The sequence below is a fragment of the Chryseobacterium sp. DZ-32 genome (genome assembly GCF_059587025.1).
This window is the reverse complement of sequence record NZ_JCAIOM010000009.1, coordinates 178,236-191,159: the sequence shown is the minus strand read 5'-3', so window position 1 is coordinate 191,159 and position 12,924 is coordinate 178,236. Positions and strand designations below refer to the sequence as shown.

14 protein-coding genes are annotated in these 12,924 nt (G+C 35.2%); 4 read left to right on the top strand and 10 right to left on the bottom strand.

The features are described from left to right. Positions 1-59 precede the first annotated feature (59 nt). The 5 genes from AC59HC_RS12295 to AC59HC_RS12275 form a co-directional block, all read right to left on the bottom strand. Positions 60-572 carry a hypothetical protein gene (locus tag AC59HC_RS12295; protein WP_202838600.1) on the bottom strand — a complete coding sequence of 171 codons (513 nt, stop codon included), beginning with the start codon at positions 570-572 and terminating at the stop codon, positions 60-62. Between the two features lie 140 nt (positions 573-712). Further along, positions 713-1,546 (bottom strand): hypothetical protein, encoded by an 834-nt coding sequence (locus tag AC59HC_RS12290; protein WP_202838601.1) that lies wholly within the window; start codon positions 1,544-1,546, stop codon positions 713-715. Positions 1,547-2,098: 552 nt separating this feature from the next. After that, complete coding sequence (locus AC59HC_RS12285) at positions 2,099-2,539, bottom strand: hypothetical protein (protein WP_411412920.1); 441 nt, start codon at positions 2,537-2,539, stop codon at positions 2,099-2,101. 6 nt (positions 2,540-2,545) lie between these two features. Then, complete coding sequence (locus AC59HC_RS12280) at positions 2,546-3,292, bottom strand: YggS family pyridoxal phosphate-dependent enzyme (RefSeq protein WP_482399219.1); 747 nt, start codon at positions 3,290-3,292, stop codon at positions 2,546-2,548. Continuing rightward, complete coding sequence (locus AC59HC_RS12275; RefSeq protein WP_343638785.1) at positions 3,289-4,008, bottom strand: AAA family ATPase; 720 nt, start codon at positions 4,006-4,008, stop codon at positions 3,289-3,291. Before AC59HC_RS12275 ends, AC59HC_RS12280 begins: the two co-directional genes overlap by 4 nt. Positions 4,009-4,988: 980 nt before the next feature. On the opposite strand from AC59HC_RS12275, the gene AC59HC_RS12270 reads away from it, so the two are divergent. Then, the gene (locus AC59HC_RS12270) at positions 4,989-5,324 is read left to right on the top strand and encodes a DMT family transporter (RefSeq protein WP_110010375.1); all 336 of its coding nucleotides are present in this window, start codon (positions 4,989-4,991) and stop codon (positions 5,322-5,324) included. On the opposite strand, the gene AC59HC_RS12265 is transcribed toward AC59HC_RS12270, so the two are convergent. After that, positions 5,321-5,977, bottom strand: coding sequence for a glycosyltransferase family 32 protein (locus tag AC59HC_RS12265; RefSeq protein WP_496558680.1), 657 nt, complete (start codon positions 5,975-5,977; stop codon positions 5,321-5,323). The two genes, AC59HC_RS12270 and AC59HC_RS12265, sit on opposite strands and share 4 nt — an antisense overlap. A gap of 244 nt (positions 5,978-6,221) precedes the next feature. Beyond that, positions 6,222-6,596, bottom strand: coding sequence for a hypothetical protein (locus AC59HC_RS12260; RefSeq protein WP_238349573.1), 375 nt, complete (start codon positions 6,594-6,596; stop codon positions 6,222-6,224). A gap of 249 nt (positions 6,597-6,845) precedes the next feature. Between AC59HC_RS12260 and AC59HC_RS12255 the strand changes: the two genes are divergently transcribed. Then, positions 6,846-7,922, top strand: coding sequence for a sensor histidine kinase (locus AC59HC_RS12255; protein ID WP_496558679.1), 1,077 nt, complete (start codon positions 6,846-6,848; stop codon positions 7,920-7,922). Then, positions 7,922-8,644 (top strand): LytR/AlgR family response regulator transcription factor, encoded by a 723-nt coding sequence (locus AC59HC_RS12250; RefSeq protein WP_343638779.1) that lies wholly within the window; start codon positions 7,922-7,924, stop codon positions 8,642-8,644. The genes AC59HC_RS12255 and AC59HC_RS12250 overlap by 1 nt, the downstream gene beginning before the upstream one ends. Before the next feature lie 171 nt (positions 8,645-8,815). Here AC59HC_RS12250 and AC59HC_RS12245 read toward each other — a convergent pair whose 3' ends face one another. Beyond that, complete coding sequence (locus tag AC59HC_RS12245) at positions 8,816-9,550, bottom strand: DNA-formamidopyrimidine glycosylase family protein (protein WP_496558678.1); 735 nt, start codon at positions 9,548-9,550, stop codon at positions 8,816-8,818. Positions 9,551-9,639: 89 nt separating this feature from the next. Next, a complete protein-coding gene (locus AC59HC_RS12240) occupies positions 9,640-10,269 on the bottom strand; it encodes a class I SAM-dependent methyltransferase (protein ID WP_062675244.1) in 630 nt (209 codons plus the stop codon). A gap of 198 nt (positions 10,270-10,467) precedes the next feature. On the opposite strand from AC59HC_RS12240, the gene AC59HC_RS12235 reads away from it, so the two are divergent. Next, a complete protein-coding gene (locus tag AC59HC_RS12235; protein WP_411413312.1) occupies positions 10,468-11,823 on the top strand; it encodes a deoxyguanosinetriphosphate triphosphohydrolase in 1,356 nt (451 codons plus the stop codon). A 7-nt stretch (positions 11,824-11,830) separates the two neighbouring features. On the opposite strand, the gene AC59HC_RS12230 is transcribed toward AC59HC_RS12235, so the two are convergent. Next, complete coding sequence (locus AC59HC_RS12230) at positions 11,831-12,922, bottom strand: NAD(P)H-dependent flavin oxidoreductase (RefSeq protein ID WP_429813907.1); 1,092 nt, start codon at positions 12,920-12,922, stop codon at positions 11,831-11,833. Positions 12,923-12,924: the final 2 nt, after the last annotated feature.

Here is a 12,924-nt window from a genome sequence, read left to right as displayed (position 1 = left end):
ACGAGCCTTGTACGACCATTGTCATTGCGAGCGTAGGGAAGCAATCTAAACTTTACTAATTAATTCCATTTTGCAGCAAAAGCAACAATTGCAAAATAAATAGCAAGCATCATAATATTTGTAAAAAGATTGACTAAGAAGAATGGTAATAATAATTTCCAGCCCTTCTGTTTTGTTTTCAATGAAAGCCAGTAAAATGGAAATTCAATAACCAGAGTTGCTCCAAAACTGTACAAGAAACCAATAAAAAATCCTCCCAGTTCATATTCGCCTACCCTTGATTTCATACCCCAAAAGTCTGGATATCCGTTTACCAAAGAAAAATGAGGTGCAATGAAATAGTAACCTACAAACATAGAAACATAGTTGGCTGCAATGATCAGCCACTTTCTGTTTTGGAGATTGAATTTTTCTACAAGAAGTTTACTTTCAAAGGTTCCGATGATGAAGTTGATCCAGATCAGATGTAAAAAGCTAAACCAAATCATGGGAGAACCTGCATTAGCTAAAAGAAAATTGGGAATCAGTAAGATGATTAGCAGTAGATAGTTTTGGTTATTGGTTTGGATCATATAATAAAAAGGATGAAATTTAAATGTAGAATATTTATTGTGAAATGTTCGCGTTCTGTGATAAAAGTAAACAATTCTATTGAAATATTGGAGAAAACAGTCTGGATGATCGGGATTGAGTATTACAAATGATGGAGTCTTTATTCGAATAGTTTGTACTTCTCTCTATAGTCTCCTTTTGGCTTAAAATGCCCCGTTTTTTGATCGTAAAGAAAAATATATTCTACAGGAATTTTTTTGTATGGGTTATCAACAGAATAACTGACTTTCCTGCCATTGATTGTTGTGTTGTCATACCAGAATCCATCCGGTGTACGCCTCTGGATCAATACAAGTTTTCCTGTGAAAGCAATATCATTAAATCCGTCATTATTGTAGTCTTTAATTTTTAATTGCAGCTCATACGGTTCATAAATTTTGTTGTCTTCATGAGCATCATATGTTCTGACGTTACCCCCATAGACATCTTCTAAAGAGTCTGCTGTTATTTTGTAAATTTCATGACCTCCGTTTCCATGTGCTGTGACCGAGGTTGCCAGTAAGTACGGATTTTGTTTTGGGAAAATAGAAACAAATTGAGACCGTTCTGCTGATAAAATTTTAACAAGCTTCCCTTCTTGTGTTAATAAGAGTTGATTTTTCCAGGGATATCCAGAATTTGGTCCTGTTTTCCAGTCGTATTCAACAAAGTAATACTCCTGATCTGAACCATTGATTTTTACCTTTTTGAATACCGTTATTTTTTCACCTTTTTGCTGAACAGGACTTTCATGGACATGGAGATCAAAAGCTTGCTGAAGATTTTCGATAAATTTTGAAGAGTCTTTAATTAAAGGGTAATCCGCAAGATATTCAAGCGGGATAGACATTGTAAGGTTGGGATTCTCTTTGTCTGTCTGTTGAACATTTTCTTTTTTGTGAGTACAATTCAAAATGAGCAAAGATAAAAGTGCTGACAGGAATGTTTTTTTCATTAGGGTTATTAGTTACGAAAGAGAAATTTTTTGAAATTTATTATATTTTAATGAAATGCCAGTCATTTAATTAAAATTTTTAAACAAAATCACCTCCCAAAAACTGAGAGGTGCTTAGTATTTAAATTCCGGTTTGTTATCTTCGTTTAAAACTATACGCCAGCAAAATAGCAAAGCCCATAGTAACGCAGGTTATAATTGAAATGGTTTCAATGGAAATTCCACTTTTCATCTGTGTGTTTTCTTTTTCACATGAAAAAAAGAATAATAATGTCATGAACAGACATACCGATAGTAATTTTTTATCCATAAATGTATTTGTTTGGTTACGAAATATTTACAGCAAAAAGTATACCGGATTTGTAGACTAAGGAATGGGTTTATTGACTTGTCCTTTTAGTTAATACCTGAGATTAATGAGTAACAAAGGTTTTCCTATTAATAGCCCTTCGACGGACTCAGGGTGACAACCGAATACCAACCGGAATTTTTAAGCGTTGTCAGGCTGAGCCTGTCGAAGCCGGTATTACTAAAGTGATAGGTTTTTACTGCTTAATTTTCGGTTAAATTTTTGGAAACGTTATCTATTACCAAAATATAATGACAATAATGAAAAATAGTACCAGCAATGAAAAGGAGAGAAGCTATTATTATCTCAGTAGTCAGGTGATGTAGGATAAAATGCAGGATCAGGAAAAGTACAGCGGAATAGATCAGGGAAAATAGTATGGAATAAAATGCTTTTGTTTTGTAGGTAAGAATTCTTGTATTTTCGTTGTAGTAGAAGTATTCTTTACCAGGTGAGAAAACTAATGGGGATTTGTTGGCAAAATCAAGTTTAAACATTTTGTTTTCACCTATGATGGTGCCGTCAGCAAGAACAATATCAGTTAAACCCCTTTCTGTGATTGAATGACATACTGCATCAGTGACATTTTTAAACGTTTTGCTATCTTTTATTTCTCTCTCAAAAGTATAAGTAAACGGGAACATATAATTTTAGTCTTTATTATTTGTTTTTCCTTCATCCCAATAATAAGTGTCCGGGTAGATTCTCGCTCCAAAAACAGCAGTCCCCACCCGTACAATCGTGGCGCCTTCTTCAATGGCCGTTTCCAGATCGCTGCTCATTCCCATGGAAAGCTCTTTCATTTCTACGTTGGGGATATTTTCTGTGATGATATCTTGTTGAAGTTTTTTCAGGATTTTAAAACATGCTCTTACTTTATCGGTCTCGGCACTGAACAGACCGATGGTCATCAATCCCTTTATCTTTAAAGTAGAGTAGTGAGAGACCTTTCGGGTAAGTTCAATCGCCTGATCAGGATTAACGCCAAATTTGCTTTCTTCATTGGATGTATTCACCTGAATTAAAACATCCATTGTTCTGTTTTCAGCCAAAAGTCTTTGATGAAGTTTTTCAGCAAGTTCCAGACGATCCAGAGACTGAATGCAGGTAACATCATATTTCAGGATATCTTTGATTTTATTGGTCTGAAGATAGCCTATAAAATGATTTTCATGAGGAATGTCTTTCAGGTCTTCATATTTCTCCTTCAATTCCTGTACTTTGTTTTCTGCAATTAATTCCTGTCCGTTTTCCAAAGCAATTTTGATACGGCCTGCAGAAACAGTTTTAGTAGCGAGTAATAACCTGACATCATCAATATTCCTTCCGGATTGCTCACAGGCCTTTCTTATTCTTTCATTGATCAAAGTGAGGTTGTGGAGAATATCTTCTTTCATGATGGGATAATTTCTTTAGCCTCCAGTTTTTTTATTAGAGCAGCTTTGACGGCGGTTAAAGCATGGTCTTTAGCTTCAGCAAAAGAAACAGAGTATTTTCTTTCAATCGTTCTCAAATCTTCCGGAAACTGTGCTAATAATTGATTGTAGTACGAATCCAGAATTTCAGCGGAAGGCATTTCATAATTAATTTTTAGCTGGAAACGTCTTAAAAGGGCAGTATCAATAATCTCAGGATGATTGGTGGCACAGATTAAAAGCGCATTTTCAGGATAATAATCAATCAGCTGAATCAGGGTATTAACTAATCTTCTCATTTCGCCTACATCTTTATCATCGCTGCCTCTTGCTTTTCCGATCTGATCCAGTTCGTCAAGAAAAAGTACCGACCTTTCTCTGGCAGCTTTGTCAAAAATCATTTTGATGTTCTGGGACGTTTCCCCGATTCTCGAAGACACAATATTGCTAAGGTTTAAAATAATAATATTTTTTCCCAGAGCATTGGCAACGGCCTTGGCTGTCATTGTTTTTCCACATCCGGAACTTCCTTCAAGTAAAATCTTATGGTTAACCGGAAGGCCGTATTCCTGCAATTCTTTAGCGTAAGTATGCTCTTTGATAAGCTGTACAAGCTGTTCTCTGTTGCCGGCATTGAGGAATACTTCGTTAAGATTTACCTGTTCTTTGTCTTGAATAATAAGGTTGTACAGATTCATAATGACAATTAAAAATATTGAGTAAACAAAGATAAAGCTTTATTGGATGTCAAAAAGAATCCTGAAAAATAATAAACAGCTGGTCCAGCGTAAAATGGATTGTAAATGATAATTGAACTGATGTTGGTGTTAGCAACAATTTGTGAAAATCTGTGAGATTTGTGGGAAAAAGACTCAATAAAAAATAAAGCCAGACTTGCGACCGGCTTTATTCATTGGATATTAAAATTTGTTATGAAACTAAGATCTTTCTGCTTATGTTTTTGGACCCTTTTACCCGATGGGTAAAAGAGCGATCTGATCTCTCAGACTAAAAACATAAAACAATATAATTAGTATAGATTTTCTATAGGCTTGTTTTGTTTTAAGATTAGTTTCTTTCTCTTCTTACGGTCATGAAATATGAAGTAATTACGACTAAACCTGTTGCGATACCGATATAAGTTATCATTTTGTATTATTTTTAATTATTTGACTTTTTTTTATCAATCTTTCAATTGCAATATTACTACTTTCAAATCATGTGCCAAAGTAAAATACTATGATGTTTATCAGTGTATTAGCGTGTTTCAGGTTCATGTATTGGTGAATTTTTGTTTACAATAAATTAATGTATTATTTGGAATTTATTAATACTTTTATTGTTCTATCTGTAAAATTATGTGAATGTGTTAATCGTTTATTGACTTCTATATTGGACTTGATAAAACAAATAATAAATAATGCTTAGCATAATATTGTTTTAAAGCGTATTTTTTGAACGTTAATTTTTCACTTCATACAGATCTTTATGTTAATAAAATTTATTTTTAACACTGATTTCTATGTTGGAATTTTTGTCAGCTGTCATATTTCATGTCAGAGAGAAATAGGAGTTTGTGTCACAACTGAAAATAAGACTGTCTGCTGACCGGTGGCTTGGATGCCTTGTTTTTGAATTACCCGGAGGCTTTTACTACTTTTGTATAAAGAATGAATTTATGGGACGCAGTTATATTTTTCTTGCCTTAGCAATCATATTTGAAATTATTGCTACTACTTTTCTAAAAAAATCTGAGGAATTTTCCAAACTATGGCCATCTGTAGTAACAGTTGCCGGATATGCCTGCGCTTTTTATTTTTTAAGCCTTACCCTTCGTCAGATTCCTGTAGGAATTACCTACGCTATCTGGTCCGGCGTAGGGATTGTATTTATAACGATGATCGGAGTGATAGCCTTCAAACAGATCCCGGATCTGCCGGCTATCATTGGTATTGCCCTGATTGTAACCGGAGTGATTATTATCAATGTATTCTCAAAAATGGGAACCCATTAAACAATAATATCCTGCTGCATTTGCTGCTGCTTCCAGTGTTCAGACCTTTTTTTGTATAAAAAGAACTTACCCAGTTTATATTTGAACTTTAAAAAACCTCTGAACTCAATGCCGTCAAATAAAGTAAAAGGAATAGAAGGATTTTCTGCCAGAGACTGTTTTATACCCTTACTGAAGACAGTAGGACCAGTAGTAGCGTGTACATCATTCGGATACCGGTGATTATTGATATTATCAAGCATCAGTTCTAATGTTTTCTTAAGAAAAGGATGGTTTTTATTAAAAATAAGTCCCCATTGCACATATAAATTGGCATGTCTTTCCGCACTGATCACCGCTTCGTCACTTTCTTTGATAAGTTCCCGGAACGGCTTTACGATACTGCTGTCAATATCCAGATAAATGCCTCCTTTTTTATATAAAATAGCGTACCTGAAAAAGTCAGCTTTTGCAGCACCAATTGTCAGTTTATGGTACGTTTCGATATAGCTGGGAGGAAATTCTTCTGTGAGAAATTTTTCAATATCATTGTCATCATAAAAGAAGTAGCTGTATTCCGGATTCTTTCTTTTCATATTCCAGATGTGATATCGTGTAATAAAAGGGAGTTTTTTGGTTTTAAAAGTCTGAAATATTTGTTTGGGTACTGCCATGTCCTGTTTTTAATAAATTCTTATACAAATTCTTAAATCCTTTTTCGTCAGTAATGTGCATGCAGTAATAAGAGTTTTCATAAGGAGAAGGGAATCCCTGAAATTTGAAACAGCTTATGCCGGCTTTGTTTTTTGATTGTATTTTGAAGAAATGGTTAAAAGCCGGAAGAAGAAAATTTTAATTTTTTTTTAATCTTCCAGCTTGTGAATTTTAAAAATAAGTTCAGATATTGTACAATCAGTTTTATTTTTTTAAGGGTTGAATGATAGATTGGAAAAAATTGAAGGTGAAAATCCTGTCGTAGAATATATCCAGGCTGTTTTCAATAATTGCATCCGTGTAGCAGGCTGTATCAGGAACAAATGTTTCCTCTACAAAAACAAACCAGAGTTCTGAAAGTCTATGTCTTCTTCTAAACTCTTCAGACGCATTGCTGTCGGGAACGGCAGAATGTTTAAGATCACAAAACAGGATTCCTTTTTTCTCCCCTTCATGGACTACAATATTAATGGAATGATGCAGGTAACTAACAATTTTCATTTTTGCATCGAAACATTCTACAAAATGGTGAAGGTCAATAAGCTGTATTACTTTTTCTTCCTGCTGAGATTCGGTCATAAAAAAACATTCTATTGATATTTCCTGAGTGAGTTCTTGAAAAGCTGTTAATTCCATATGTGTTCATTTATCAGCACAAAGGAATAGAGAAAAGAAGGATACAAATTTGTTTTTATACAAAATGGCTGGTATTTTATACGAAATCCTGAAGCATGATCATTGGTATAATAAAATACCGGTTTTGTATAATAAAATTGATATAATTTCCGTTATTGTCTATTTTTGTTAATGATAAAATGAGTCTGTCGTATGAAATATAGTCCCTGGAAATTTGAAGAAACCTTTGTGATGGATTTTCTGGTGGAAGCGAAGTATGGATTCCGAAGGCATCTCCTGTTCCTGATCTTCTTTTTCTTTTTACTGTACAGCGCAAGATTCTGGCATTGGTATTCCGGAATATATCAGTACTATGTTTTATTCTTTGTGTATGTGATTCTGATCGCAATGGTCTACATTAATATATATGTATTGGTTCCTCGGTTTTTCTTTAAAACAAAATATGTCACTTATCTTGTTCTGCTCGTCCTTATGGGTGTGATGGGACTTAATTTCATCGGGTACAGTTTCAGACATCTTTTTCAGGATTTCAGAACACAATACATTCCGAAAGATAATGAAAGAGGAGGCATTTATGAGGGCGTTCTGATGTGTATTCCGATCATCCTGACGACGACAACCATCAAACTTCTGCAGAAATGGATCAGTGATAATAAAAGAATCAATGAACTGAGCAATCTTACCCTGAATATGGAGCTGAATGAATTGAGAAACCAGATCAATCCGCATTTTCTGTTCAACATGCTGAATAATGTAAAAGCATTGATCAGAACAGATCCGGCCAAAGCATCTGTAGTCATTGTAAAACTTTCCGAGTTTCTCAGATATCAGCTGTATGAAAACAGCGAAGAAAAAACGTTGCTGACTTCAGAGATTGATTTCCTGTCTAACTTTTTAAATCTTGAAAAAATAAGACGGGACAATTTTTCTTTTGACATTCAGGTCAATATTGATCAAAGAGTAATAAGCAGTACCTTTATTCCTCCGAATCTGTTTACCACTTTTGTAGAAAATGCTGTGAAACATAGTGTAGATCTCAGTGGAAGAGAATCCTATGTGAAAATAGAAATCAATATCAATAACAGGCAGCTTTATTTTAAATGTGTAAATTCAATAAGTACCGGTTATCTTCCTTCGGACAAAAAGAGCAGTGGACTTGGGCTCGCCAATATCACAAGAAGACTGGAACTTCTTTATAGTGATACTTTTGATCTGAAGACAGATCCCGGAAAGAAAGAATATATAGTAAATTTAAAAATTCCCGTGTGATGAATTGTATTATTATTGATGATGAACCTCTGGCAAGATCCGAAATGAGATCGCTGATCACTGAAATTTCCGGTATTGATATCCTTGGGGAATTTTCCAATGCGCCGTCTGCCCTCGAATTTCTTAAAGATAATGAGGTAGATCTTATTTTCCTCGATATAGAAATGCCCATGGTAACAGGTCTTGAATTTGTAGAAATGCTTCCGAAAAAATCACTGATTATTTTTACTACCGCCTATTCTCAATATGCATTGAAAAGCTATGAACTGGAAGCCGTAGACTATCTTTTGAAGCCTGTTGATCCGCAAAGACTGGAAAAAGCAATTGATAAAGCGGTACTTTATACAGAGCTTTTATCTAAAGATACCGTTAAAAATACCGTGGAATCCAATACGGCAGACTTTTTATTCATCAAAGCAGAACGAAGATTCTATAAAATCAGTTTTTCAGATATTAAATTTATTGAAGGGCTCAAAGATTATGTAGTTATTCATACAAAGCAGCAAAAGCTGATCACAGCAATGAATTTAAAAACCATTCATCAGAAGATTTCCGGGGAAACCTTTATCAGAGTAAGCAAATCCTACGTGGTGAATATGAATTTTATAGATTCATTCGACAATCATAATATATACATTGAAGACTCCGAAATTCCTCTTGGAGAAGTATACCGCTCCGAGTTTTTTACAAGATTTGCAGGAGGTCTTCTCAATTCAGACTGATATATAAGTAATGAGTAATGAGCAATAATAAATATCGGTCATATGATTAGAAAATTTGTGTAATCAGTGGGGAAAAATAGAATATTATGATTCAATAGCAACGGGCTTTAGTCCATTAGATAAATAAAAACAATCAACGGCTTCAACCAAAACATAAGAATAGCGGTTTATTCAATAAAGCTTCTGATCCTTTTCACAATAAAAACTTCTCCTTTTTCCTACGCCGGTTTGTTTCTTAACCAATTTTTGTCCACAAACCGGACATACCGATTTTGTATGAACCAGCCAATGCTTTTTCAAAACAAATTCTCTTTTCAATTTCAAAAAATCAAAACTGTAATTCCTGGCTTCAGCAATGAGCTCTTTTCTTTTTTTAGCAGGAAGATTACCCAGTAAACTTTCAGGCTGCACACCAATTCTGAAAAGAACCTCATTCTTAATAATATTGCCTACACCTGAAAAAATATCCTGATTCATCAATGCATCACAAACCATCATTTTTGGATTGGATTTTAATTTTTCTTCGGCTTTTTTGGGGTTCCATTGGTCGCTCATTACATCAGCTTCCCAATCAATTGTTGAAAGATATTCAATAGGTACGGATTTTACGGAACAGGTGTAAAAATAAATGTTTCCGGTAGAGAAAAACAAGGCCAAACGCAAACTTTTATCCGGTTTGGTCTGCTCATCAACACTGTAAGAACCGAACATTAATAAGTGAATTCTGATAGCTGCCTTTTCAAAAACTAGGTAAGTCTGTTTTCCAAAAGTACGGATTTCGAGAAGAGTCTGGCCAATGAAAGAATCTTTCTCAAATTGGGCATTCCCTGAAACTTCTGTCACTTGCTGCCCTGCAAATGGTTGCAAGGTTTCTTTCATTAATATAATGGATGGACCTTCAGGCATACGTTTGTTTTGAGATAAAGATTCAAATAATATTCCATAGCTGCATACAACCTGATTTTTATCCCAAAACAAACCTGTTTAAAATATTTTTAGGCCAGTTTTTGTCCTACAAAACGAATGACGGAACCTGTCCCGTTATGGAATAGTCCCTCATTGAGCTCTATTTCTGTTTCAGCTAATTCAATAATATCATAATCCGGAAAATCGGCTTTGATTTCTTCAATAGAGAATAAAGACTCAAGATCTTTTGGACCACCTACTTTTTCGTTTTTTGCAATATATTCAAGATGATTTTTGCTGAAAGCTTCGAAAATAATAAAACCACCTTTACGGAGATATTGATTTAACATCTGATGAATAGAAGATTTGATCGCACCCGGAAAATGAGCGTAGATAAGCGCAATGGCATCAAACTGCTCTTTCTGATAATCCAAAGTGGAAAGTTCTCCCACCTGATAATCAATAATAACCTGCTGTTGCCCGGCCAATTGTAACGCTTTATCTCTTCCGTTTGCACTGATATCGAAAGCAGAAACCAGCCATCCTTGTGTGGCTGCAAAAACAGCATTTCTTCCTTCTCCTTCTGCGGGGAAAAGTATTTTACCTGGAGTTAATTGTGATAATTGTTCTCTTAGATAATTGTTGGGTTCTGTTCCATACGCAAATTCTTCGCTGCTGTACCTTTCGTCCCATCTGTTGAGCCATGTGTTGTCTGTCATAGTTATAATTTAAAATTTGAAAGAAGAATTATAGGGATTCTTCAACTGTATTGGTTGTATCAAATGTAAAATATTTATTCAAGCTTTCCGATTCCTAAAAAACGTTTACTATCATAGATTTTTTGAATGGAAGATCTCACTAATAAAAATATAAATACTATTCCGTACAATTAAAATTTGGAGTAATTTTGAAAAATGATGAATTTAAACCAGATTTTCACCAATCAACGTACAGGAAACAATCCACAGACCAAAGCTTCACGAACTGATTTTCAAAGGGATTTCGACAGAATTATCTTCTCTTCTGCCTTTAGAAGACTGCAGAATAAAACGCAGGTTTTTCCTCTTCCGGGAAGTGTTTTTGTGCATAACAGACTTACGCATTCTCTGGAAGTATCATCCGTAGGAAGAAGTTTAGGAAGTATTATCGGTGAATTTATTGCTGAAGATTTTAAAAATGAACTCACTGAAGACTCAAAGAATTTTTATCTCTATAATTTAGGAAATGTAATTGCCGCAGCATGTTTATGCCATGATGTGGGAAATCCTGCATTCGGACATTCCGGGGAAGATGCCATTGCAAGCTATTTTGAACGAAATGAAAAGGATCTGAAATCAAAATTCAATGAAAAGGAGTGGGCAGATCTGGTTAATTTTGAAGGAAATGCAAACGCCATCAGAGTATTGGCACAGCAGCAACAAGGAAAAGATGCAGGAGGTATCCAGCTGACATTTTCTACACTGGCAAGTATTGCAAAATATCCATGTGAGGCTGTTGCAAAGAAAAAAGGAGTCATTCACAGAAAGAAATTCGGTTTTTTCCAGAATGAGAAAGATATATTCCTGGAAATTGCTAAAGAAACACAGCTTATTTCTGAAAGTGAGGAACCTCATATTTTCAAAAGACATCCTTTTGTGTGGCTGGTAGAAGCGGCTGACGATATCTGTTACAACATCATTGATATGGAAGATGCCCACAGATTGGGAATTGTTTCCACAGCAGACTGCAAAAACCTGTTTTTCGAGCTGGTAAAATCGGAGACGGATGATGTTCAGAGAATTGAAACAAAGTTACGTTCTATATCCAATGAAAATGAACAGATTTCTTATTTAAGAGCAAAAGTAATCAATGCATTAATCAACAAATCGATTGAGATGTATAAGCATAACTTTGAAACGATTCTTGAAGGAAATCTTAGTAATGGATTACTTGATATTTATAAAAAAGAAAATAAAGCACTGCAGGATATCGAAAGTTTCTCGGTAGAAAAAATTTACAATCATAAAGCTGTTGTTGAAATTGAAAATGCCGGTTACAATGTAATGTATGAATTGCTGGATCACTTTATTCCTTCCATTCTGAAGTCTAAAGATAACAGAAAATCATATGATGAAAAAGCTTTGAAATTAATTCCAAAGCAATTCATTTACAATGACGGCACCGATTATCAGAAAGTTCTTGGGGTTATTGATTTCGTTTCCGGAATGACAGATAATTACGCTACCGATTTATATAGAAAAATTAAAGGAATAGACATCGGAATGACCGTATAAATTCTATTTACTGTAATAATTCAGAAGCCTCTTCAATTAGTGATCTCATTAAAGCAGAGGCTTTTTTATGCTTTAAAAGCGGCGCAATCTGACCGGACCAGAAGAAAACCAGATCATTTTTTTGCTGTTCCAAAGCCGCTTTTCTCAATGCTCCCATAAAATGCGTCTGCAATGGGAACGGTAATGTTTTTTCTGTTGCAGCCAATACATCTCTTGTGATTTTTGTAGTAATCCCACGTCCTAATCTTCCGGTATAAGCTCTGGTTAAAGTAGTGGATTTCGCAGCTTCGGAAAATAAAAACTCTCTGTGTATCGGTAACGCTCCGGATTCTTCAGTAGCCAGAAATGCCGTTCCGATCTGTACAGCATCAGCTCCCAGCTTAAAAGCACCCGCAATTCCACGGCCGTTGGCAATACCTCCTGCAGCCACCACAGGAATTTTTACCTTATCTTTAATCAATTGAATCAAAGCAAAAGTGCCCGTTACAGAAAACTCAGCACTATCCAGAAATGAAGGTCTGTGACCACCGCTTTCAAAACCGGAAGCCACAATAACATCCACGCCTGTTTTTTCCAAAGCAATCGCTTCATCAAGTGTTGTTGCATTTCCCAAAACAACGGTTCCCTGACGATGAAGATCTTCGATGAGGTTTTCACCAAGCAGTCCAAACATAAAGCTGAAAACTTTAGGCTTTATATCCAAAACTACCTCCAGCTGATTTTGAAATCTTGATTCAAAAGAGAGTGGTGGTAAAGGAATATCCGTCTGCAGAAGATCAAAATAAGGTTGGAAAGTCTCAACAGCCTTTTGGTATTGTTCTTTTGTGTGTTTTTCGTCAATAATATCGTGATCGCTTACCCAGAGATTGAGATTATAAGGTTTGTCCGTTTTGGATTGTATGGCTCTGTGAACGTCATAGATTTCCTGCGGTGACAAAGTATAAACTCCGAAACCTCCCAATCCGCCGAGATTACTCACTGTTGTTGTCAGTTCAACGGTGGAAAGGCCTCCGCCGAAAGGTCCCTGCAGAATAGGATATTCTATTCCCAGTAATTCCGTAATTCTATTTTTATTCCACATGATTGTATTGGTTTTCATTA